23 protein-coding genes and 1 tRNA gene are annotated in these 24785 nt (G+C 26.0%); 3 read left to right on the top strand and 21 right to left on the bottom strand.

Annotated features, from left to right (window positions below):
• Positions 1-13: 13 nt before the first annotated feature.
• The 4 genes from SCANT_RS01925 to rdgB form a co-directional block, all read right to left on the bottom strand.
• Positions 14-1579: an AAA family ATPase gene (locus SCANT_RS01925; RefSeq protein WP_053946039.1), complete on the bottom strand. Its 1566-nt coding sequence runs from the start codon at positions 1577-1579 to the stop codon at positions 14-16.
• Between the two features lie 63 nt (positions 1580-1642).
• Entirely contained in the window at positions 1643-3010 is a 1368-nt protein-coding gene (locus tag SCANT_RS01920) for a DEAD/DEAH box helicase (protein ID WP_053946038.1), read from the bottom strand.
• A gap of 39 nt (positions 3011-3049) precedes the next feature.
• Positions 3050-3568: a tRNA (cytidine(34)-2'-O)-methyltransferase gene (locus SCANT_RS01915; protein ID WP_053946037.1), complete on the bottom strand. Its 519-nt coding sequence runs from the start codon at positions 3566-3568 to the stop codon at positions 3050-3052.
• 12 nt (positions 3569-3580) lie between these two features.
• Positions 3581-4186 carry an RdgB/HAM1 family non-canonical purine NTP pyrophosphatase gene (rdgB, locus tag SCANT_RS01910; RefSeq protein ID WP_053946036.1) on the bottom strand — a complete coding sequence of 202 codons (606 nt, stop codon included), beginning with the start codon at positions 4184-4186 and terminating at the stop codon, positions 3581-3583.
• Positions 4187-4249: 63 nt separating this feature from the next.
• On the opposite strand from rdgB, the gene SCANT_RS01905 reads away from it, so the two are divergent.
• Positions 4250-5041, top strand: a complete 792-nt coding sequence (locus SCANT_RS01905) for a phosphotransferase (RefSeq protein WP_053946035.1) — start codon at positions 4250-4252, stop codon at positions 5039-5041.
• On the opposite strand, the gene SCANT_RS01900 is transcribed toward SCANT_RS01905, so the two are convergent.
• From SCANT_RS01900 to truB, 8 genes are all read right to left on the bottom strand, one after another.
• Positions 5038-5745, bottom strand: coding sequence for a DxFTY motif-containing membrane protein (locus tag SCANT_RS01900; protein ID WP_053946034.1), 708 nt, complete (start codon positions 5743-5745; stop codon positions 5038-5040). The two genes, SCANT_RS01905 and SCANT_RS01900, sit on opposite strands and share 4 nt — an antisense overlap.
• A gap of 71 nt (positions 5746-5816) precedes the next feature.
• Positions 5817-5890 (bottom strand) — tRNA-Gly (locus SCANT_RS01895).
• An 86-nt stretch (positions 5891-5976) separates the two neighbouring features.
• On the bottom strand, positions 5977-6729 hold the full coding sequence (locus SCANT_RS01890; RefSeq protein WP_053946033.1) for a MurR/RpiR family transcriptional regulator: 753 nt from the start codon (positions 6727-6729) through the stop codon (positions 5977-5979).
• 39 nt (positions 6730-6768) lie between these two features.
• Positions 6769-7689: a tRNA (adenosine(37)-N6)-dimethylallyltransferase MiaA gene (gene miaA / locus SCANT_RS01885; RefSeq protein WP_083434197.1), complete on the bottom strand. Its 921-nt coding sequence runs from the start codon at positions 7687-7689 to the stop codon at positions 6769-6771.
• A gap of 195 nt (positions 7690-7884) precedes the next feature.
• Positions 7885-8511, bottom strand: coding sequence for a hypothetical protein (locus tag SCANT_RS01880; RefSeq protein WP_053946032.1), 627 nt, complete (start codon positions 8509-8511; stop codon positions 7885-7887).
• Positions 8512-8656: 145 nt separating this feature from the next.
• On the bottom strand, positions 8657-8923 hold the full coding sequence (rpsO, locus tag SCANT_RS01875; RefSeq protein ID WP_053946031.1) for a 30S ribosomal protein S15: 267 nt from the start codon (positions 8921-8923) through the stop codon (positions 8657-8659).
• Between the two features lie 121 nt (positions 8924-9044).
• Positions 9045-9782 (bottom strand): nucleotidyl transferase family protein, encoded by a 738-nt coding sequence (locus SCANT_RS01870; RefSeq protein ID WP_053946030.1) that lies wholly within the window; start codon positions 9780-9782, stop codon positions 9045-9047.
• Positions 9775-10695 carry a tRNA pseudouridine(55) synthase TruB gene (truB, locus tag SCANT_RS01865; protein WP_053946029.1) on the bottom strand — a complete coding sequence of 307 codons (921 nt, stop codon included), beginning with the start codon at positions 10693-10695 and terminating at the stop codon, positions 9775-9777. Before truB ends, SCANT_RS01870 begins: the two co-directional genes overlap by 8 nt.
• Positions 10696-10810: 115 nt before the next feature.
• Between truB and SCANT_RS01860 the strand changes: the two genes are divergently transcribed.
• On the top strand, positions 10811-11341 hold the full coding sequence (locus SCANT_RS01860; protein WP_053946028.1) for a hypothetical protein: 531 nt from the start codon (positions 10811-10813) through the stop codon (positions 11339-11341).
• A 298-nt stretch (positions 11342-11639) separates the two neighbouring features.
• Here SCANT_RS01860 and SCANT_RS01855 read toward each other — a convergent pair whose 3' ends face one another.
• From SCANT_RS01855 to SCANT_RS01835, 5 genes are all read right to left on the bottom strand, one after another.
• A complete protein-coding gene (locus SCANT_RS01855; RefSeq protein ID WP_053946027.1) occupies positions 11640-14615 on the bottom strand; it encodes a lipoprotein in 2976 nt (991 codons plus the stop codon).
• Positions 14616-14839: 224 nt separating this feature from the next.
• A complete protein-coding gene (locus tag SCANT_RS01850; RefSeq protein ID WP_053946026.1) occupies positions 14840-17806 on the bottom strand; it encodes a lipoprotein in 2967 nt (988 codons plus the stop codon).
• Positions 17807-17934: 128 nt separating this feature from the next.
• Complete coding sequence (locus SCANT_RS01845; RefSeq protein ID WP_053946025.1) at positions 17935-19269, bottom strand: hypothetical protein; 1335 nt, start codon at positions 19267-19269, stop codon at positions 17935-17937.
• A gap of 1 nt (position 19270) precedes the next feature.
• Positions 19271-20452 carry a hypothetical protein gene (locus SCANT_RS01840; RefSeq protein WP_053946024.1) on the bottom strand — a complete coding sequence of 394 codons (1182 nt, stop codon included), beginning with the start codon at positions 20450-20452 and terminating at the stop codon, positions 19271-19273.
• A 2-nt stretch (positions 20453-20454) separates the two neighbouring features.
• On the bottom strand, positions 20455-21171 hold the full coding sequence (locus SCANT_RS01835) for an RsmE family RNA methyltransferase (protein WP_053946023.1): 717 nt from the start codon (positions 21169-21171) through the stop codon (positions 20455-20457).
• 97 nt (positions 21172-21268) lie between these two features.
• On the opposite strand from SCANT_RS01835, the gene SCANT_RS01830 reads away from it, so the two are divergent.
• Positions 21269-21943 (top strand): hypothetical protein, encoded by a 675-nt coding sequence (locus SCANT_RS01830; RefSeq protein ID WP_053946022.1) that lies wholly within the window; start codon positions 21269-21271, stop codon positions 21941-21943.
• A 34-nt stretch (positions 21944-21977) separates the two neighbouring features.
• Here SCANT_RS01830 and rbfA read toward each other — a convergent pair whose 3' ends face one another.
• From rbfA to rnpM, 4 genes are read right to left on the bottom strand one after another with little or no spacing between them, the layout of a single operon-like run.
• Positions 21978-22322, bottom strand: a complete 345-nt coding sequence (gene rbfA / locus SCANT_RS01825) for a 30S ribosome-binding factor RbfA (protein WP_053946021.1) — start codon at positions 22320-22322, stop codon at positions 21978-21980.
• Positions 22323-22324: 2 nt separating this feature from the next.
• Entirely contained in the window at positions 22325-24190 is a 1866-nt protein-coding gene (gene infB / locus SCANT_RS01820; protein ID WP_053946020.1) for a translation initiation factor IF-2, read from the bottom strand.
• 16 nt (positions 24191-24206) lie between these two features.
• A complete protein-coding gene (locus tag SCANT_RS01815; RefSeq protein WP_053946019.1) occupies positions 24207-24515 on the bottom strand; it encodes a L7Ae/L30e/S12e/Gadd45 family ribosomal protein in 309 nt (102 codons plus the stop codon).
• On the bottom strand, positions 24506-24775 hold the full coding sequence (rnpM, locus tag SCANT_RS01810) for an RNase P modulator RnpM (protein ID WP_053946018.1): 270 nt from the start codon (positions 24773-24775) through the stop codon (positions 24506-24508). The genes SCANT_RS01815 and rnpM overlap by 10 nt, the downstream gene beginning before the upstream one ends.
• Between the last annotated feature and the right edge of the window lie 10 nt (positions 24776-24785).

The following is a 24785-nucleotide window of genomic DNA, read 5'->3' as shown; positions in this document are numbered from 1 at the left end:
TTTCCTTCTTTACTTAAATTTCTAATTTAAAGTCTAAATCCTCAATTGGATTTTTCATATTATTATTTTTTGCATTTAGTTTCATTTGTTTTTCCAAAGCTGCTTCTTCTTCTAACTGTTTTTTTGTTTTTGTATCAAATGCTTGTGCAATTTTTTCATCATAAATTTCTTCAAAGAAAATACAATTCATGTTCATATATTTTTTGTATTCCTTAAACATTTTTGCTGATAATTCTTTATATTTTGCTTCTAACTCAGCAATATTATCTGCTAAATTATTCATTTGTTGATTAAATTCATTCGGACTTTCATTTTGTAATAAATATTTTTTATTTTCATTTACAAAAAGAATTTGATCTGCTTTATAAGCTCTAACCAAAGTTTTTTGACTTCCTGAGTATTTATTTAAATTTACTCCAAAATGTAAATCAATTTCAAATGATTCATTTGTTAAATTTCTTATCTTATTTCAATCTCCTGCAGATATAAAACAAATTTTATATTTATCTCCACCATCTGTAAAATTAATAAAATAATAAGTTCCAGCAATTGAACCTTTAAATGGGTCTGTATATGGTGTTAATCTTAAAAATTGAGCTTCTGTTTGACCAATTTGAGAGTTTACTAAATCAATTTGATTCATTAAGTTTTTCTTTTCATTTCTTCATTCTAAACCAAATTGTTCCAAAAATGTATTAAAGAAAATTTCAGAATACTGTTTTTCTTGTTCTTCATTATCTCAAATACAATAAGGAATTACGAATAAATCTGCAATATCAGTTTCTGATCTTCCATTATAAAATGCACTTGTTTTCATTAGACCTGATATTTTTTTTCAACGTCTATCAGAAATATAAGCTTCACCATTTGTTTCTTTTAATATTTTTTTTCTAAAATAGTGAATAAAATCAAGAGTTTTTCTACTAATTCTAACTTGCTTTGTTTGTTTTTTTCATATTTCTAATTCTTGAAGAGTAAGTTGAAGCTTTGGATCAACATCAACATCAAGTGATGATTCACCATCTAAAAGTTGCTCGAAATTTGCATCACTTTTTAAACCTTCTGCAATAAATCTAATTATAAAACGGTCAAATAAAGCTTCTAATCCTTCACCTTCTGCAGGTAGTTCATTTGAAGCTGATATTAATAGTTTTAATGGAACTTTTATATCTGTTCCACCATTTCTAAAAATCTTTTCATTAATAATTGTTAATAATGTATTTTGAATACTTGGTCCAGCTTTTCAAATTTCATCTAAAAACCCAACATTTGAAGCAGGTAGATAATTTTCAACTACTCTAACATATTTACCTTCCTTTAATAATCTCAAATCAATTGGTCCATAAATTTCTTCAGGAGTTGAAAATTTACTCATTAAATACTCAAAATTAGTACCACCTTTAATGGCAAATTTTAACCTACGTGAAATCAATGATTTTGCAATACCAGGTTTACCCAAAAGGAAAATTGACTCTTCACCTAAAAGAGCTAACATTGCAAGTCTAAAAATTGTTTCCTTTTCATAAACTTGATATGAAATTGCTGATATTAATTTTTTAATTCTTTCTGTTATATCCATAAAAATTCCCTCTAATACATATTATTATAAAACATTAAATTGCTTTTTAAAAGAGTTGTTAAATTAATTCTCAAATAACTCTTCTCTACGTTTTTTATATTTATCTTTTTTAATTTTAGCAATTGATTCCTTAATATGTTTTCTTCTAATGTCTTTTTTAACTTTATCAACTTCTGCTTTTCTGCGTTTTTTATATCCAGGTTTAACTTTTTGACCCTTATATTTATCAATAATTTTTTTGGTCTCGACATTCACTGGTAAATTAGCATTAAAGTCTTTTTTCTTCTTAACAGTATTAATTTCAACTAATTGATTATTTGCTAATTTAAAGTTTGAAAATGTAATTCCTTTAGATTTAAGCTCATCAATTTGATGTTGGTTTGTAGAGTTAAATAAAACATAACTTTGTCCTGAATATTGATTTCTTCCAGTTCTACCACTTCTGTGAATATAGTAGTCTAAATCTTTTGGCAGGTCAACTGAAATAATATGACTCACTCCATCAATATCGATCCCTCTTGCAGCCACGTCAGAAGCTACTATTCACTTAAAATCTCCATTTTGAATTCGCTTTTGCATATTAGTTCTTTGTCTTGAATCTAAGTCTCCATGTAATTCACCTACATTTTTAATACCAAATTCATTCAATCAAGAAATGATTTCTTTAATTTGATCTTTTTTATTTAAAAAAACCATACAAACATAGGGATTAATTTCACTAACAATTGTTCTAAGAACTTCCTTATTTTCTTTATTTTTTGTTCAAACAAGAACATGTTCAATATTCTTGTTTGTTGGGTTTGCGTCCTTATTCTCAATAAAAATTGAATTAGATAAATATTTTTGTAAAAAAGGTTTTAAACCATTATTAATTGTTGCTGAAAATAATGAAACATTCACATCTTTGTTTATCTTTGATAGCATAAAATCAACTTCTTCAATAAAACCAAGATCAAATATCATATCACACTCATCAATTACAACATACTTTGCAGTAGTAATAAATAAATTACCTTCTTCATACATTTTTTTTAATCTTGTTGGTGTCCCAATTACTACAGTTGGTTGCTTTGTTTTAACATTTTGAATTGATTTTTCAATATCATCACCGCCAACAAATAAACCAACAGTTCCCTTATCATTAAACTTTAAAATATCTTTAGTATTTTCATAAATTTGTCTAGCAAGTTCTCTTGTTGGAGTTACTATTAAACATTGAATTTTATTAGATTCATCATATGCAATATTATTTAAGATAGGCAATAAAAATGAATGAGTTTTTCCAGTTCCTGTATGTGATTGAGCAATAACAGGTCTATGTTTCTTTATAAGAGGAATAACTTTTTCTTGAATTTTAGTTGGATAAACAAAACCTATTTCTTCTAATGCATCATTTATAAATTTTTTAAATCCAAAATCTGAAAATTTCATATTATTTCACCTATTTCATACAACATATATTATATATTATTAATCTCTATCTAGATAGTCTTCTCCCTTTTCAACTTCAACTTTTGAAAGTTCTAAATAGTCTCATTGTCTTAAAACTTCATAACTTGCAATTCCTACTGAATTTGCAATATTTAAACTTCTCCCTGAAGCTACCATTGGTATTCTAAAGCATTTACCAAGATTTTCTTTTAGGATTTTTTTTGGTATTCCAGTTGATTCTCTTCCAAACATTATAAATATTTCATTGTTAATTTCTTTAAAATTAAAATCACTAATTGGTTTTTTTCCATATCGAGTCATACAAAAAATATCAGCTTTTGGATTTTGCTTGATAAAATCATCTCAATTATCATATCTTCTATATTCACAACCTTCAAAATTATTAGCACTACTTCTTGCAAAATTTCTTTTATCAAAAATAAAACCAAATGGTTCTATCAAATGTAATTTTGAATTTGTAAGTGAACAAGTTCTCATAATAGCTCCAACATTATCAGCAATTTCTGGTTCAAATAAGATTATATTAATTTTTCTCATTTTTGTTTCTCCTTAAAAATAGTTGTTTTTTTGTAAATACTCTCTTAATTTAGATATTGAAAGTTTTCGATGTGAAATTGCATTTTTTTCTTCCTTAGTCATTTGAGCAAAAGTTTTATTAAAATTATTGGGTTTAAAAATTCTATCATATGCAAATCCATTTTCGCCAATTTGAGCATCAACGATAACTCCATTTACAATTCCTGTAAATACTTCTTCAATCCCCTTATCCTTATCAATTAAGGCAATTGCAGAAGTAAAAAATGCCTTTCGTTCTTCACCTTCAATTAATTTTTCTCTTCTTAGTTTTTCTAATAATAACTCATTGATTTTAACTCAATCCTTTTCTGGTTTTGCTCATCTTGCTGAATAAATTCCAGGAAAATTGTCTAAATTTTTAATACTTAATCCAGAATCATCTGCTACAACAATACCTTCAATTAGATTAGCTAAAGTTCTTGCTTTAAATAAAGCATTTTCTTCAAATGTTGGTTCATTTTCTGGTATATCAATTACTTCTTTAAGATCATTTAATGATTTAATTTCCATTTCAGGAATCATTTCTTTCATCTCTTTTATTTTATTAAGATTTTGTGATGCAAATCATAAAACACTCATATAAATAACTCCTTTTAATATCTAATTAATATTATAATAATAATGGCTTAAGGAGTTAATTAAATGAAATTTAATGGATATACAAATAAAGTGAAACTTGAAAAAGATATTTTAAAAAAACAATCAGTAGATTTTCACAATATTTATTTAGATAAAGAAAATGAATATAATTTTTTAAAGCAATTAAAAGATATTAATCAAGATATACTATTAGCTCCTTTAAAATTTTATTGAAAAGATAATCAATTATTCTCAGAATATAAGTTTCTAAGGGATTTTCAAACTCTTAAAGATATTAAAATAACTAAGGAAATAATAGATAACGTCGTCAATTTAATAAAAAAACTTCATAATTTTAATTCAAAGGAATTTAAAATAAAGAAATTTGACTATCATAAACTTTTAGCAACTTTTAAAAATAATACTAATACTCTTTTATTTAACTTTGAACTACATTTTAATGAAATAAGTAAAGAAATCGATAAATTTGATGGCTTAGATCTAGTTTTAAGTCACAATGACTTAGTGCCTGGTAATATTCTAGTAAATAAAAATAAAATTATTTTAATAGATTATGATTATATTTCTTTAAATAATAAATTTTTTGATATTGCTAGTTTTATTAGTGAAACATTAAACGATGATGAAAAAATGATTAAATATTTCATTAAACAATGCATTGAAAAAGAACTTATTTATGTTGATGAGATAGGTATTTTAAATTCAATGATTAAATATCAAGATTTGTTATGAACATTATGAGCAAATTTTATGCTTGAAAAAAAGAAACAAATTATTTTTAAAGAAATTTTTGAAAGTAAATTGGAAAGATTAAAAAGCAGAAAGATATACTAATCTTTCTGCTTTTTTGCTCTTTGCCTTTTTTCTTTTTCATCTAATTTATCTATTATTCTTTTTCTTTTCATTTCTCTTTTTATTTCTTGCTCTTCTAATTCCTTTGAGATTTTTAAATCTAAATCAATTCGAAACTGTTTAAGTTCCTCTATTTTACTTTGTTTTTTAACTAAATAATTTTGATATCTTTGTGCTTTTAATAACTTACTATTGGGTATAATTTCACCCTTTTTATATGCTTCAAGAGTTTTTTCAAAGTCTTCAATTTTTTTAATTTCTTTATTTCTAAATAAAACACTAATAAAAACAAAAATTGGAGTTGCTATTATAACTATAGCAACTATTGCAAGAAACCTAACAAATAATCATAATCCCGTACTATTCATAAAACTACCAAATAAGATTATTGTAATTAAAATCAAAGAGATTAATGAACTAAAAGTAAACATATCTGTTTCATGAAATTTAAATTTGTAAAACAGATATGTTGTTAAAAAAGTATATATAAAAAATATAATACAAATTAATGAAACATACCCTACATTTGGAAATGGCAACTTATTTGTCATTGAAAAATTAAAATCAAAGCCTACTAGAAATCAAATAGTTAATCCTGGAATTAGTGATTCTATACTCAAGTAAAATAAACTCTTAAAAAAAGGAGTTCTAGATTCATTAAAATTTTTTATTTGATTATTTAACATTGCACCACTCCTTTAATTCTTATTATAAATACAAAATAAAAAAATCCCTTAAGGGATTTGAATTTTCATAATGGAGCGGGTGAAGGGAATCGAACCCTCACAGTCAGCTTGGAAGGCTGAAGTTCTACCATTAAACTACACCCGCGTATAATCACATTAATAAATATATATAATTAGTACGCAGATGTCAATACTTTTAAAATACTTTTTACAGTTTAAGATTTTATATTTTTAACTTATTTTTTCACTTAATGAAAAGAACAATGAAATTAATGCATAACATCTATACTTGTAAAAAAAATTATTATCTTGAAAGTTAATTAACATATGTTTTTGTTCCTTAATGTCGGGTAGCTCTGCTATATTACTTGGAGTAGTTATAATGAAAATATCATTTTTAGCTTTTATTAAATACTCTAAAGCAAGAACTGTTGTATCAGTATCTCTTCCAGTCAATAAAATAATAACTAATTCATTATTAAACTCTAAATGCTTCCCAACTTCTAAATTTATAGAAATATCAATTATTTTAGTTTGAATTCCCACATTCGTTAAAACATCTTCTAAAAATTTAGCAGAATACATCGATTGATATGATGGACATATCCAAACTTTCCTTCTCTCATTTATTTTACTAGCTAAATCATATAAGAAACCATCGTTTTCGCTTACTCAATTATTTATAACAGCTCTCATTCCTGTCATATCTGCTTGATTTGGCTGATCTGCTCTTATTTTATTTTGCATAACATTTTCATACTCAACTTTTAATCTAATTGATAATTCCTTATAACCTTCGCAATAGCACGCTTTAGCAAATTGTGTTGCTGTTGCTAATGAAACAAAACACATTTTACTAATTTCACTTTGGCTTTTAAAGACTCCAACAGATCAATCTGCTAGAATTTGTTTTCCAATTAATTTAAAAGTGGTATTTTTATTGTCCTTAATTAAGTTCTCTACTCTTTCGTAAACAGACAACATTTATTAAGTCTCCTAACTTGTTGTTATTCAATTTTCAAGTTAAAGATTTGATCTGATATATTCAATAATTTGATTAGATATGGTTTCAAAATTTTCATAATCATGTTCAAATCATTTAACATTGTCTAATTGATTTTTAAATCAAGTTAACTGCCTTCTTGCATAATGCCTATTGTTTTTTTGCATCAGTTCGATACATTGATCATAATCTATTTCTTTTTCAAAATATTTTATGATTTCTGGACCTCCAATACACTTTAAAGATTGAGCCTTTTTGTTTAAATTATTAGCGTTGTAAGCTAATTGAATTTCTTCAAACAAACCTTTCTTTATTAAGCTAAGTACCCTATTGTTTATTTTACTATATAATTCCACTCTTTTGGCAGATATTCCAATAATTAATAAATTATTGTAATAATAATTTTTATTATCTTTTATTAGTTTAGTTTTAGTCATTCCAGTTAATTCTATAAGTTCTAGGGCTCTAATTACTCTATACCTATTATTTGAATGAATTTTTTGTGCTTCCAAACTATCCTTTAAATTCAAAATATTTCATATTTCTTCATTTGATTTATCTTTATATTTATCAACATAATTTTCAATATGATCATTGCTTGTGAAATTATAATCCATTAAAACTGCATTAACATAAAGTCCTGTTCCGCCAACAATTATTGGAGTTTTATTACTTTCCAATATTTGTGCAATTTTCTCTCGTGCTTGTTTTTGAAACTCAGCAACAGAATAACTTTCATCAACTTCTTTTATTGATAAAAGATGATGTTTAATTCCTTGCATTTCTTGAGTTGTTATCTTATTTGTTGCTATATCTGTTCCTTTAAAAATTTGGGTTGAATCTGAATTAATGCACTCACCATTAAATTCTTTTGCAATTTTTATTGATAAGTCCGTTTTACCACTTGCTGTTGGTCCAACTATAACTATTATTTTATTCATAATTATACCAACCTTTCAAAAATTGACAAAAAAAAATATTCCCACCCGCTATCAAATGCATGAGAAAGGAAATACTTATTTATTGAGCGGTCTTTAATATCTCACGCAAACATAAAGAATAACAAATATTCTTGGCGTCCCTAAGGACATAATAATTATATAATAAAAAAACCTTACATAAATAAGGTTTTTTTATTATTTTTTTCCTACAGCTGATCTAATTTTAATATTTACTTTTCTTGGTTCAACTATTGAAGGTTGGAATAAAACAGTTTTTTTTGTTTTTCCTAGTTGATTACCAGCAATTTTAACTTCTTTTTTTTGATTAAAAAGACCTGAAATGTCTCTTCCACCAGTAACTACAGCTACTCAATTTTCGTCTAATTTACGTTTAACTTTTGCATTCATTCAATGTAAAGCAACAACGTTATTTACGTCATCTCTTTCTCCATCTTGATCAATTAAAGCATAAACTCAACCGAATTCTGATGCTTGTCCATATTCACTAACTTTAATAATTGCTCCAGCAATATCTTGTCTATAAATAGATGAATTTGTTGCTGAAACTGGATCTGATTTTTCTCAAATAAATTTTTGTTGACTGTCATTTAATTTGATGTCTTTATTGATAATTTTTTCTGGTTTTGGATCTGATGCTTTTTTTCTAGTTTGAATATGCTCAGGTCTCATTTTATTTGAAGCAGCCTTTTTAACAGCTGATAATTTAGGTTTTTTTGCAGTTGCTTTTTTAGCACTTGTTGATTTTACTCCTGCTTTTTTAGCAGTTGTACTTTTTCCTGTTGTTGTTTTTGCAGTTGCCATATAGTAACACCGTCTTTCTAATAAAAATACTAAATTTTGATAAAAATGTTATTTTTATTATCAAAATATGATTTAATTATACATTATTTTTTAAAAGTATTCTATAACAAATAATAATAGATAAAAAAATAATATAATTGATACACTATTTTCTAATTTTTAGTTTTTCGATAATTGTTTTATATCTTTCAACATCTTTTTTAAATAAAAAGTTTAATAAGTGTCTTCTTTGAGCTACTTTTTTTAATAAACTTCTTCTTGAAGTAATATCTTTTTTATGTAAATTTAAGTGTTCTGTTAAATTTTGAATATCTTGAGTTAAAATAGCAATTTGAACTTCTGCTCTACCAGTATCATTTGCATTAACTCCAAATTCTTTAACAATATTTTCAATTTGTGTTTTAGAAACCATGTCTATAACCCCCCTATTAATTCTTGATTGAAAATTGTTTTATCATAGAAGAGATTTAGGGTAAATCAAATCAGAGAAAAAACATCAATACTTAAAAAGTATATCAAAAATAAAGCTCTTTTTATACTTTTTTTAAAAATTCAATATCCAAAATTTCTTCTTTATTATCTAAAATTACAGCATTATTTTCTAATTGAATTTGACTTGTTTTACCATTAATTACTACTAAATATTGCCCATTTCCAATTACTATATTATAGTCTTCTATTAAAAAAAGCTTTTCACCAGTTTTTTTAAAAGTAGTCGTAAAATTTTCATCAATTATACTATTAACTTTTTTAATTTCTCCTTTTGCCAAATTTTCTTTTATAAGTGAAGTTGAAATATTTGAAACTCTTTTGAAAACAATTATATTATCAATTCCAAAAAAATTTTGTAAATCAGAAACTTTCCCCTCGCCTTTATAACCAAATCTGAAATCATCACCTACAACTACTTTTTTGACATTTAATTTATCCTTTAAAAATAAACAAAATTGATTAGCTGTCAATTTGATTGATTCATTATTAACATTAATTTCAAATAAATAATCTGGAAGATAATTTTTTTCAATATTTTGATATTTTCTATTTCTTGATTCTAAACTACTTTTTACCCCTTTTAAAAAGTCTGATACTTTTTCTGAGAAAGTAATTATAGACCAAATCATTTGTTCTTCTTTTGCTATTTTTTTGGTTTTATTAAAAATTTTTTTATGCATTTTATGAAGACCGTCAAAAAATCCAATACACACAATATTGGGTTTTAATTTTAAATCAAACACTTCATTATCTTTAAGAAAGGTTTGATATTTAATCATAATATCCATTCCTTTCAGCTTCTGTTAGCTGATCCAAAGGAATTTCATCTCATAAACCTCTTTGACATTTATATAGATCATGGGCAATATGTTTATAAATTGCCATCACGTCTTTAGAATCATTAATAATAAAAATTATTGGATAGTTAATACCACTCAAGCTAATTGCCTTACCTTGTTTAATATCTCTAATTCTATGATATTCAATTAAAGTATGATCATTTTTCATTAATGCATCATACATACTCATTAAATCTTTTTGTTCTATTTCTTCAAGTTCTTTTGCTTCACTTAAGTTTAAACCACCCGAAGATGTTCTTTCTAATTGAATAACTGTGGCTATAGTTTCTAAATCCTTTGCAAAATCTGAAACCAAACTTCGAATATAAGTTCCCTTACTACATCTGACATTTAATTTAATTGTTCCTAATTTTTGATTAAAATCTATTAAACTACATTCTTTAATAGTAACTTTCTTGGGTCTAATTTCAACATCTTGTTGTTTTCTTGCATATTCATATAACTTTCTTCCATCAACTTTTACAGCTGAGTAAATTGGTGGATATTGATCATAAATATAGCCGTTATACTTAGCAACAATTTCTTTTACTAAAGACTTTGAAATTTTTCGATATTCTTCTTCTTGAACAACTTTACCTGTAATATCTTGTGAATCAGTGTGTATAAATAATTTCATTGTCACAATATAACTCTTATCACTGCTCAAAATATAATTTGAAATCTTTGTTGCTTGATTTATTAAAATTACCATTAATCCTGTTGCTAGAGGATCTAAAGTTCCTGCATGGCCAATTTTTTTTATATTAAATTTTTTCTTTACATTTTGAATTAAATCATTAGAAGTAATTCCTTCTGGTTTGCGCACTAAAAGCACTCCTGATTTGCCATTCATTTTATTTCCTCCAAAGCATTCCTATATTTATTATTACACATAACCCTTTATTGCTCTAAGAATAATTTAGAAAATATGATATAATATAAAAAGTTAAAGAACTTAGGTGACAAATATGCGTAGAAAATCAGATTTTTATAAAAAGATTGAAAATGAATTTAAAATCATTTCTGAAAAGGAACACTTGAATAGCTCAGGTAATCCTGTAAGCAATCTTAACACAAAAATGTTTTACTTATTAAAACATCACTTTAATTCATTTGAAGAATTTGATCAAGCAATAATTGAAGAAATTTCAAATACATTACAATCACTTGAAGAAGTTATTGTTAAAAAGGCTCTTTCATTTCAAGCATTAGCTAAAGAGGCTTACAATGAAAATATTAATCCGCAAAAATGAGTTGATTTTGCTCAAAAAGAGGCACAAGCTTTAAGTTATGAAATGTATGATGAAAGTGAAATTAAATATTTAAGACACTTCCATATTGTTTGACTGACATGAGTATATTGTGATGAAGAATTAAAAAAACTAAGAATTAAAGCAAGTCGAGATGTATATCATAATATTGGTCAAGTTGAAAAAGATTACATTAGAAAACGTGCTCAAATGTTAAAAGACCACAATGATGGAACTGACAAGTGATAAAAATTACTATTTAAAAATAAAAAAAACATATTCTTTTAAATCTAGAATATGTTTTTTTTATAAATTATTTAAACAAGCAAATCTAATCATTGCTATTTTTTGGTTTTATTTTCTAAACTAGAGTTATTTTTTTATATTTAGTTTATAAAAAAACCTTTATATATAGAATTAATTAGAATTTCTTTATTCTTACTCTATAAAAAGGTTTTTTAAAATTAATAGTTTTTTTAAGTATTAATGTTAACTTAAAAAACCCTTTTTGAAAAGGGATTTTTAAGAAATTTTCTAGAAAGAAGTATTATTTTCTTCTAATTATTTTATGTTCAGGTTTTGGATTTTTTAATGATTTTGTTCAATCCCCTGCAAATGCTCTAGCAAAGTCATATTCTTCTAAATATGCTAAACCATGAGTCAATAGACTTTTATTTACTGGTTTTTTAGAGTGAACATCTAATCCTCTATCATCATTCATTGATCACATTCCAATATAACCTAATCCTACTGTATGACTTCAATTATATAATTCTTTAGCATCTTCTTCAGTAAATACTCCTCAAACTGTATCATTTACACCAATCATTGGAGTTGCACCAATTAATTTATACAATCCTTGGTTACCAATTGAAACTTTTCCATAATTTTTTTCAATTGAAGTTGCTAAGTTATTTTTTGTTGCATTTACTGCTTGTCTTGCTAAATCAAAGTTAGTTAAACCATCTTTGATTGCTTGTACATAAATTGGATCTCCATAATCCATTAACATTAAGTTAACAACTGGTAAATCTTTTTCACTTAATCCAGCTTTTTTGAACTCTTCAACGAAGATATTCATTACACGATAACCAACAGAAGTTAATCCACTTGGTAAAACGGGTAAAGTTAATGAGAAATCTCATGCTTTGTCTTCTTTTTTCATTTCAGCAATTGTTGCTGCCAATAATCTATTATCTTCATCTAATTCCTGAGCGTGTCCTTCAATATCAAAATCAATTGCTTTTGGCATATTTACTTTTTTACCTTTTTTAGCAGCTAATTTTACTAATGAATCTTGATAACCAATTAAAGCTTCTTTTAAATCAGCTTTTGCTTTAGCAGGATTATTTTCATTTAATTTATTTGCTAAAGTTCAAGGGTTTTTTTCTGTAAATCCACCTGTTGTAGCTCCACCATAAGCAACTTTAATATTTTCAAATTGATTTTTATCAGCTATTGGTTTTAAAATTTTATCTCATAATTGACTGCTTTCTCATCAATCATAAGCTTCATCACCTGTTGCAGTACCAGCTATTGATAAATCTAAATGATTACTATGATTATTTACTTGTTGTACAAAAGCCAATGTTAAGTGGTCTAATCCATTAACACTTGAAGTAATATTTTGCATATTATTTCCTTCATATAATCCAGCATCTAAATATGGTGAAAAGTATGTTGATTTATTTGCTTTTGCTTTTTTAGTAATTGATGATTTTCTATTTGGATTAGCATCACTTCATTTAGTATATAAGCTTTTTCCCTGTCCTGTTGGAGGTAAAATTGCTTCTCCTCCACCATTTCCAGCTCCAGGGCCAGGATTTGAAATCCCTCCCCCACCTTCTCATGAAGGTCCTTCTCAACTACCACCATTTTCTAATTGATCTAACGCTTTATTCTCTTGAATATCTTTTTTATAGTCAATTGCTTTAAGTTTACTTATAATTTCATCTTTATCTCTAATTTCTTCTGGAATTTCATTTTCTGAAAGTTTTCCATTTAAAGCTTCTGCATATGTAAATTGTTTGAATCCTGAACCAGATCTAATATTTTGATCTAATGCATTTCTATCAGCTTGAGCTGGACCTTCTAAACCATTATCTTCATAATGACTTGGTACATCTCTTGAAATATAGAACATTCCTAGTCCACCAAATCCCTCTTTAACAGCTCAAGTTCTTAATTGTGCAGCATCTTTTGGAGTAAAGTTATAAGCAGCAGCTTCAGCTCTTCTTCCAATTCAAGGAGTTATTTTAATTCTTTGTTTAGTAAATGGAGTTCCTTTGTTGTCTCCATTTGTAACTTCATTAATTTTATTTCAATTAATTGCTGATTGTTCAGCTCCGTCTTGAATAACTTTTAATTCTCAATCTTTATCAGTGTGTGCATCATTAGGTACAGTTAAAGCTTGTGTAACTAAATTTAATCTAAAATTCATACCTAAATATTTTGTAAAGTTATATAAAGGATATATCTCATCTCCTAATAAATTTAAATTATTATTTCCAGCATCTCCAAAACCAGGATGTAATGCAACTCCATCTTTTGTTGACATTACAAGTGATAATTGGAAATCATAACTTGAATCACTTTCAATTAATATTTTTAATGCACTAGCCAATAATATTTGTGAATCTAAATAACTTCCTTGACGTGTTAAATATGGTGATGCGAAATAAAAGTCAAATTTTTTAGTACCATATTTATCTCCAACTGCTTTAATAACTTGTGCTAATTCTTCTGGAGTTTTATTATTTTCTCATGCTGAATGTCATAATGAATTTGCAAAAGGTCCAAATGAAATTCTTACATTTTCAGGATTTAAATTACCTCCATTATTATGACTTGCTATTTTATTTTTTGAACTTTTTTTTGTTCAATCTCTATATCTATCATTAAATCATTTAGCATATTCAGTTTCTTCACCTTCTTTTGCTAAAATACCTTTTCCATCACCTTTTGATGGACCAGCATTTCACATTGGAACTAAATCTCCTGTATCTGCTGCATTTTGCATAAATCCTAATGTTATTTCTGAATTTTCAGTTATAACATTTTTATTACCAGCTATTTCTCCTAAATCATTGTATATAATGTTTTTTCCATTTAAACTTTTTTCAGCTTCATCCCTAGTACCTTGACTTTTTCCTTTGTCCTTCATTAAGTACTCTGCTGTATCTTCAACAATTCCCATATCAGCATATGGTGAGAATACAAATTCTTTGTTAACTTTTAAAATTTCTTTATTTGCTAAAGAAGATCTATCTTTTGGATCAATTTTTCCATAAGTTAAAGTTTTTTTACTTGTATCATCTGTTAATAAGCTTTTTGAAATTTGTTTTTTAATGCTATTTTGTTTTTTTGTAATAATTTCATTGCTTATATTACCATTTCCTGTTCATTTATCACCTGTTTCAAATGTTTTGTCTTTTGCTTCCATTACATTTGTACATGCCACTACTGAACCACCAGCTGATACAACTAAAGTTGTACTTGCTAATAAATTTAATAATTTTTTCATATTTTGCCCTCACATATTTAGTATAAATAAATATTTATACTAACAAAATAATTATATATAAAAACAATTTCTTTTGCAAAAAATATTTTTAATATATAAAAATATTTTTATATAAAATTTTAATGATTTTTAACTTATTTCATTAAAAAAACTCCTAGAATAAAGGAGTTTTTTAATAACAATAGACTAATTCGCCTAATTTATTATTTATACTAATTTTATTATTATTTTATTTTGTGTTCAGGTTTGGGGTTTTTCAATGAAGCTGTTCAATCCCCTGTAAATGCTCTAGCAAAGTCATATTCTTCTAAATAGGCTAAACCATGAGTCAATAAGCTCTTGTTTATTGGTTTTTTAGTATGAACATCTAATCCTCTATCGTCATTCATTGATCACATTCCAATATAACCTAATCCCACTTTGTGACTTCAGTTATATAATTCCTTTGCATCTTCTTCAGTAAATACTCCTCAAACTGTATCATTTACACCAATCATTGGAGTTGCACCAATTAATTTATACAATCCTTGGTTACCAATTGAAACTTTTCCATAATTGCTTTCAATTGAAGTTGCTAAGTTATTTTTTGTTGCATTTACTGCTTGTTTTGCTAAATCAAAGTTAGTTAAACCATCCTTGATTGCTTGTACATAAATTGGATCTCCATAATCCATTAACATTAAATCAACAACTGGTAAATCTGATTGACTTAATCCAGCTTTTTTAAACTCTTCAACGAAGATATTCATTACACGATAACCAACAGAAGTTAGTCCAGTAGGCAATACTGGTAAAGTTAATGAGAAATCTCATTCTTTATCCTCTTTTTTCATTTCAGCAATTGTTGCTGCTAATAACCTATTGTCTTCATCTAATTCCTGAGCATGCCCTTCAATATCAAAGTCAATTGCTTTTGGCATATTTACTTTTTTACCTTTTTTAGCAGCTAATTTTACTAATGAATCTTGATAACCAATTAAAGCTTCTTTTAAATCAGCTTTTGCTTTAGCAGGATTATTTTCATTTAATTTATTTGCTAAAGTTCAAGGATTTTTATCTGTAAATCCACCTGTTGTAGCTCCACCATAAGCAACTTTAATATTTTCAAATTTATTTTTATCAGCCATAGGTTTTAAAATTTTATCTCATAATTGACTACTTTCTCATCATTCATAAGCTTCATCACCTGTTGCAGTACCAGCTATTGATAAATCTAAATAATCTCCATGGTTATTTACTTGTTGGACAAAAGCAAGAGTTAAATAATCAAAGTCTTTAACATTAGTTGTAATACTTTGCATATTATTTCCTTCATACAACCCAGCATCTAAATATGGTGAAAAGTAAGTAAAATCATTAGCTTTTTCCTTTTTAGTAATTGAAGAAGTTCTATTTGGATTAGCTTCACTTCATTTAGTATATAAGCTTTTTCCAGGACCAGTTGGTGGAGCAATTGCTTCACCACCATTTCCTCCACCAGCTCCAGGACCAGGATTTGTTCCACTTCCACCTTCTCATGAAGGTCCTTCTCAACTACCACCAATTTCTAATTGGTCCAAAGATGTATTTGCTTGAATATCTTCATGATAATCAATTCCACCAATATTTTTAATTTCTTGCTTATCTTTTACTTCAGTAATTGGTACTGCTTCACCTGAATTTGTTCCATTTAAAGCTTTTGCATAAGCAAATTGCTCAAAACCTGTACCAGATCTAATATTTTGATCTAATGCATTTCTATCAGCCTGAGCTGGACCTGTAAGTTTATTATCAATAAATTCACTTGGTACATCTCTTGAGATATAAAACATTCCTAGACCACCAAAATTTTGTTCTCTTGCTCAAACTCTTAAATCAGCTGCATTTTTAGGAGTGAAATTATATGCTGCTGCTTCAGCTCTTCTTCCAATTCAAGGAGTTATTTTTACTCTTTTATTTACAAAATTTGAAGATTTTGATACACCATTTATAACATTATTCAATTTATTTCAGTTTTGAGCTGATTTTAATGCTCCGCTTTTAACAATGTCCAATTCTCAATCACTGTTAGTATTAACATCATTTGGAACAGTTAAATAACCAGTAACTAAATTTAATCTAAAATTCATACCTAAATATTTTGTAAAGTTATATAAAGGATATATTTCATCTCCAATTAGATTTAAATGAACTTCACCATTGGCTCCAAATCCCTCATTTAATGCAACTCCATCTTTTGTTGACATTACAAGTGATAATTGGAAGTCATATTTTGGATCACTTTCAATTAATATTTTTAAAGCTGCTGCTAGCAATTTTTGTGAATCAGCATAATCTCCTCTAGCTGATAAATATGGTGCTGCAAAATAGAAGTCAAATTTTTTAGTATTATATCTATCTCCAACTGCTTTAATAACTTGTGCTAACTCTTCTGGAGTTTTATTATTTTGTCATGCAGTATGTCACAATGAATTTGCAAAAGGTCCAAATGAAATTCTTACATTTTCAGGATTTAAATGCCCACCTTTTCCTTTTATTCTTTCATTTTGGTCTTTATCTTGGCCAGTTCAATTTCTGTAACGATCATTAAATCATTGAGCATATTCAGTTTCTTTACCTTTTTCAGCTAAAATACCTTTTCCATCACCTTTTGATGGACCAGCATTTCACATTGGAACTAATTCCCCTGTATCTGCTGCATTTTGCATAAATCCTAAAGTAACTTCTGAATCTTGAGTTATTACTGATGTATCTTCAGCAATTTGTCCTAAGTCATTATAAACAATATTATTTACTAAACCTTTTTCCGCAGCTTCTCTTGTTGCTTGACTTTTTCCTTTTTCTTTCATCAAGTACTCTGCAGTATCTTCAACAATTCCCATATCAGCATATGGTGAGAATACAAATTCTCCATCATTAACTGTTAAAATATCTTTACCTGCCAAAGAAGATCTATCTTCTTCTTTAATTACAGCACGATTTGAATTATTATTACTTGTATCTTTTGTTAATAATTCCTTAGATATTTGCTTTTTGATGTTATTTTCTTTTAGTTTAGAAACTTCTTTGTTAATAGTTCCATTTCCTTTTCATTTTGAACCAGTTTCAAAATCTTCATCATCTTTTTCAAAAACACTTGTACATGCAACAACAGAAGCTCCTGTTGAAGCACTTAAAGTCACAATTCCTAGTAAACTTAATAATTTTTTCATAAGCGTCCATCCTTTTACATAGTTTTATACTATTAAACTAATTATATAAAATATATAGTCTTTATTTAGAAACTTTTGATATGTAAAAGAATTTTAGAAATGAGCTAAAAGATAAAAATATTTTACTGCTAATTATCATTTTTTATGTTTCATTGTTCTTCATCAATTTTATTAATAGATTCAATAATTAAAGAAACTAACTGCTCTATTTGATAATTTGAGTAAAAAGGATATTTTCTATCAAAGTAAGGTTGTAGATACTTAAGTTTTGTATTATATTTTGTAAGTCATCGATTTGCAATATCATTTAGTTCTGTCATTGCTTCTCTTTGTTTTGTTGATTTAATTTCACTTTTTAAATCTTGATTTAATTGCCCATATAATTCATTAGATTTTACTGTTAATCATTTTTGAAACATTGCATAATTTGCAACTCCACTTTGAATTATTGGAGAAACAATATATCTATGTCTATAATTTTTAAATTTATCTCATGAAGTATTTGATACTCCATTTTCATTTGACAAATTTTCTTGAATGTATGTTTTATCTTCCAATAAATTAGTATCAAATAACTTAACTGATGATAAATAATCAATTGGTATTTTAAAAGTTGAATTTGTATTTATTGAATATCGAGAAATACCATCAAATATTTCTTCATATTCAAAATTAAATTGATTAAAATAGTAAGTATTCACTGAATCTAATTTTATAAAAATAAAGTTAGTTAAATCAAAAAAACTAATATTTCTTTTAATTCACTTTCTTAAATTTTCGTGCTTCATAAACTCTTTTATATTTAATTCTAATTCTTTTTTAATATATCTTTCATAAATGAATGATTCAAGTGACTTTGATAAATATTCATTAAATCACCTTAATAAGTAATAGTCCGCATCATATGTATAATTAAATTCATTTTTTAAAGTGTAATTTATAAGTCTTTTTAAATTAACTAATAATCCAGAACTTAATCTATTTGCCACCTTAAAATCTCTTGTTAATTTCAAAACTATATCAGCTTCTTTCAAACCATTACGATTAACTCAATATTTTTCTTCATTGTTTACAATATTTGCAATTACAGAAACAATTCTAAAATTTATTTTTACATTTTTATAATTAAAAACTAAATTTATATAATTTTTATCTGTATGAATCTCAGGAATTACATTATATGTCTTAGAAACTCTTAAAATTGTTTCGCTTAAATCTGATATTTTAATTGCAGAGCCTTTTAAATACTTAATTGCGCAAAGATCAAGATTAATAACATTATTTACTTTTATATATGAATGATATGCAAAATCTCCTACTTTTTTTAAATGAATTTTTTCATTTAAAAAAAGTAGCTTTAGCTCATTAAAATAGGAATTTATTTTAGTTGTAAAAACTTGCTCTTCAACAGTTAAGATTTTTACAGTTTTATTAAATTTTCATATATCTTTGTTTAATTTCATATTAATCTCTTTCTATTTCAAAAGTAAAATATTGTAAAAAAATTAAAAATAAACCATTTTCTTTATTTGTTGGATAAATTGTTCTTGAATGAATTTGTAACTCTAAATTATCATATTTCTGACTTTCTTTTTTTATCGAAATTGTAGTAGAACCCATTGTATTTTTTAGATATGCAACTGAATCATATCAAAAGAAAAAATTACCTGTCATATTTTTATCTTTATTTTCTAAAAAATTACTAATATACTCAAAATATTTATCCAAGAATACTTTTATGGTAGGATATGTTTTATTAAATACTCAATTCAAATTTTTGAGTTTAAATGAATTATAGAATTTTGCTATTTTTTTAGTTCGTTTATAAAAAATATACTTTGATTCCAAAACATTATCTACTTCTTTTTTACTTGAAAAATTATAGTCAAAAGCATAATCTAATCATCTTTGTAAATGATTACTTTTAGTTAAATCATATTGTATCTCAGACATAATTGCTATCTTTAAAAAAAGTCTTTCTTGTCTAGTTAGCAAATTTCTAAATTTAATTCTTACATAATAAAAAAGAATTTGTAACTTTTTAACTAATAGTTTATTTAATGTGCGAAAAGTTTTTACATAATCTAATGTAAAGGTTCTGTTGTACATTGTTTTATTACAAATTACTGGTAAAAAATCATTATGTTTAATTGCAGTTCTAATAATTATTGAAAAGCCAGCTGATCCTTCCTTATAAAAAGTAATTTTGATTGAATCTGCAAAAGTAATAATTTTCTTAGGGTAATTAGATCTATATTTTTTTTCAACTCAACTCACTTTAATATCATTTGCTACTTTATAGAAAGTGCTAACACGATTAAAAATTTCTTTATTAAGTTCGCAAATTCAACAATCATCAAAATGCTCTCTTGTTTCAATTTCTTGTTCATATATTTTGTACATATTTCTATTGACATATTTGATTGCTAACAGGTCAATATTAAGTTGCTTATCAAAATTATAAAGTTCTCCTGTTGCATAACTACCATGGGTTTTTATTTGGATAATATCTTTTAAATTATTTTTTAAATAATAGATATTTTTATCAATAAATTTTTTAAATTTATTATCAATATAAACTTTTTTCAGCTCTTTGTTAATTTCTTCAACATCTGCTGTAACCAATTTACTTGAATTTTTATCCATAATTATCCCCCATTCTTTTCATAGCTTAAACAACTCAATACAAAGAGTGGTGCTGTTTCAGCTCTCATTATATTATCTCCTAAACCAATACTCTTATAGCCAATATTATTCAATTTCTTGATTTCTTGATCATCAATGCCACCTTCAGGACCGATAATTATATTAATTGATTTAAATTCCTTAATAATCTCTTTTTTAAGAAACTCACTTGTTTCCTCTTCTCAACAAACTAAGTTAATATCTGCCTTATAATTTTCAAGCTCTTCTAAATTTCTAACTATTGAATTTATTGTTGGAATATCAATTCTTTTTGATTGTTTAGCAGCACTTTCACAAATTGTATATCACCTAGTTAATTTTTTTGGTTCATTTTTTATATCTATTTTTACAACATTTCTTTTAAACTCAACTGGAATAATATTATCTACACCAAGTTCTGTTGCTTTTTGAAGAACAAAATCTCATTTTTGTTCTCTAATAATTCCTAAAATTAAATTTACTTTATAATTCTTTTTAGATGATTTTATCTTTGAAATTATTTTTGCTTTACAGGAATTTTCCCTTATTGAAAAAATACTACATAAATATTTTTCATTTTTATAAATACAAAATATTTGCTCATCTTCTTTTAATTTAATAACATTTTTTATATGATGAAAATTATCATTTACTATTTCAAAATAATTATCTTCAATTCTATCTAAAAAGAAACTATGCATAATAACTCCAATTCTTTATATATTATAATATAATATTTATTGAGGTGAATATTATTTGAATTCTATAAAATTGTTTGTTTAAAAGGAGAATTTGACAATGAAGATGACTGATAATAATAGTCAAGAACAAGAATTGATTCAAACAATGGAATCAATCGATATTGACTATGAATTCAGCAAACTAAAGAAGTCAAACAGACATACAAGATTTAAGAGTGAGACTCTAAAAATAACTCTTGTCAGTTTGTTACTAAGTATGTCCACAGCTGTTAGTTTAATAAATGTAATTATTCCATTATATATTACTGGAGTAAATGTAGGTTTTGTCCTAAAATACTTTGTTATTGCTATAAGCTTTCAAGTGGTAGGTATATACTGGGGTATGATAATAGGTTTGTTAGATGGTTTGCTCCAATTTCTAATCTGAGGTTACAGTCCATTATTTAGGATTGTTTCTGGAATTGGATTAGCAATATGAGTATTACTTTTTTGATTAATATACGATAAAGTATTTCGAGTTTATAGTAAAAATGCTTCTTTTAATAGAAGTATCTCACTAGTATTCTCAGGAATGTTAGTATTTATTTTCGGTCCATTAAGCTCAGCATTTTTAAATTATTTAATATCATATATTGAATATGGTGAAATATATGGTATCTTTAAATTTTTTCATTCATGATTAAGTTTTATGGTATTTGATCTATTTGCAATTATTTTATTCACACTCACTACTAATAGAATTCAATTATTAACTGAAAAATTGCTAAAATAAATAGAAAAAACCTGCATATAAATGCAGGTTTTTTCTATTTAATATCTTTTAATATTTTTTCAATTTTATTAGCGTTTTCTAAAGTTTTATCAAATTCAAATGTTAATTCTGGCACACTTCTCATTTCAACTTTACTTGCAAGAATCATTCTAATTTCTTTCAAGTTTTCATCAATTTCAGCTTTTATTGCATCTTTGTTTGAATTAACATCCATTGATGAATAAAAAATCTTTGCGTGACCCATATCATTTGATAATCTTACTTCGTGAATTGTCAATGAATTTAAGTATTCACTATCTGGAAATTCTCTTTGCAAAATTAAGTTTAACTCTCTCAAAATAGTTGATTGAGTTCTTTCAATTTTTATATCCTTTGCCATAATTATTTCACCTCTTCTACCTTATATGCTTCTATAATATCATTTTCTTTTAAATCATTAAAGTTTTTAATTGTAATACCACATTCTTGTCCTTCTTTAGCTTCTTTTATATCTTCTTTTTTATTTTTTAAAGAAGATATTTCTCCACTATAAACAACTATCCCATCTCTTAAAATGTGAATTTTTGAGGAACGAGGTACAACTCCGCTCATTATTCTACATCCTGCTATAGTTCCTACTTGTGAATGTCTAAATAGCTGTCTTACTTGTGCTTCTCCAAGTGACTTTTCTTCAAAAATAGGGTCTAACATACCAGTTGCAGCTTCTGCAATTTCTTCAATTAATTTATAAATAATATTGTGTAATCTTATTTCAACACCATCTTCTTCAGCCTTTTGTCTTACTTGTGAAGTTGGTCTAACGTTAAATCCATAAATTAAAGCATCAGATGCTAAAGCTAATGTAACATCACTTACAGATATTGCTCCAACTGTTGCACGAATTACATTAATTTTTACTCCCTCAATACTAATTTTTAACATTGAGTTTCTAACTGCCTCAACAGTCCCTTGAGTATCCGCTTTTAAAATTATATTAATTGATTTTAATTCACCAGATTCAATTTTATTTTTTATTGAATCTAGAGTAAATGTCTGATTTTTTTGTCTTGCTTCATTTTGTTGTTTTTCAAATTGAGCTTTAGCAATATCTCTTGCCATTTTTTCTTCAGTAACAATAATAAATTTATCTCCAGCTTTTGGAACATCATTTAAACCAATAATAACAGCTGGTTGACCAGGTGATACTTGATTTAATTTAGTTTTATTTTCATTTTCTAAATCTTTAATAGTTCCAAAAGTTCCCCCAGCAATAATGATATCTCTAATTTTTAAAGTACCATCTTGTACTAAAATTGTTGCAACAGGACCCCTATTTTTATCTAATTTTGCTTCAATAACAGTTCCTCTTGCAAATTTATTAGCGTTTGCTTTTAGATCTTTTAACTCTGAAATTAATAAAATTGTTTCTAACAAAGTATCAAGTCCTAATTTTCCTTTTGCAGAACCCTCAATAAATGGAATATCTCCACCATATTCTTCAGCAACTATTCCATAATTCATTAATTCCATTTTTACTTTATTTGGATCTGCACCTTGCTTATCAATTTTATTAACAAAAACAATTATTGGAACATTTGCTGCTTTTGCATGGTCAATTGCTTCTTCAGTTTGAGGCATTACTCCATCGTCAGCTGCAACAACTAGAATTACTATATCAGTAACTTCACTTCCTCTTGCACGCATTTCTGTGAAGGCTTCGTGCCCTGGTGTGTCAATAAAAGTAATTTTATTTGATTTAATTGTTGTTTGATAAGCTCCAATATGTTGAGTAATTCCCCCGAATTCTCCCTCAGTGACATTTGCATTTCTTATTGAGTCTAATAAAGTTGTTTTACCATGATCGACATGACCCATAATAGTTACTATTGGTGGTTTTGATGTTAAATCCTTTGGATCATCTTTTTCATTAAAAGTTTCAAATATATTTTCTTTAGTAACAGTAGTTTCCTTTTTAAAATCATATCCAAATTCAATACATAACTCTCCCATTTGTTCTTCTGACAGAATTTGATTTTGAGTTACCATTGAACCATTTGTAAAAAATCATTTTACGATTTCAGCTGGGCCCTTATTTAATTTTTTTGCAAATTCTGCAATTGATAGTGGTTCTGTATAAACAAAAATACCATCAATTAAACCAGTTTCTGTTGTTTGCTTTAATTGATTCTTTAAGTTAGCACTATGAGCTTTTGACTTATTCTTAGATTGCTGATTTTTATTATTATTTTGTTTAATATTTTTTGCCATAACTACTTCTCCTTTCTTATTCAATGTTTTTTAGAATTAACTTTACAAAATTATCATCATTAATTCCAATACTTTTAATATTGCTTTTTCCAATAGCTTTGTTTAGTTGTTGAGAGTCAAATAAATTATTAATAACTCTAATATTATAAAAATTTGTCTTATCATTGATTTTCTTTAATTGAGTTTTTCCCATATCGGAAGTTGTTAGTACAAGTTTTACTTTTTTTTGCTTAATGCAATCAAAAAGTTTTTCACCATAAACTAGTTTACCTGAAGATGAAATCATTCCTATTGAGCCTAATAATTTATCAATATTTAGTCCCAATTTAATTTTACCTCTTCTAAGAGTTTTTCATAGAATTCATTTTCTAAACTAGTCTTCAAATTTCTTTCTAAAGCTTTAGTTTTTCTTACCTTTTCAACTGCTTCAATTGTTGGTCTTATATATACACCTCTACCATTAGCTTTTTTTGTATTATCAATAAAAATGTCACCACTTTTATTTTTAACAATTCTAATTAATTCAATTTTTGGATACATCTTATTAGATGCAGCATCTTTTCTAAGACTAATATCTTTTGACATATTTTAAAAA

Origin of the sequence: Spiroplasma cantharicola, from assembly GCF_001281045.1 — a bacterium.
Taxonomy (GTDB): domain Bacteria; phylum Bacillota_I; class Bacilli_A; order Mycoplasmatales; family Mycoplasmataceae; genus Spiroplasma_A; species Spiroplasma_A cantharicola.
The sequence above is the reverse complement of the archived record's forward strand: the minus strand, read 5'-3'. Positions and strand labels throughout refer to the sequence as shown.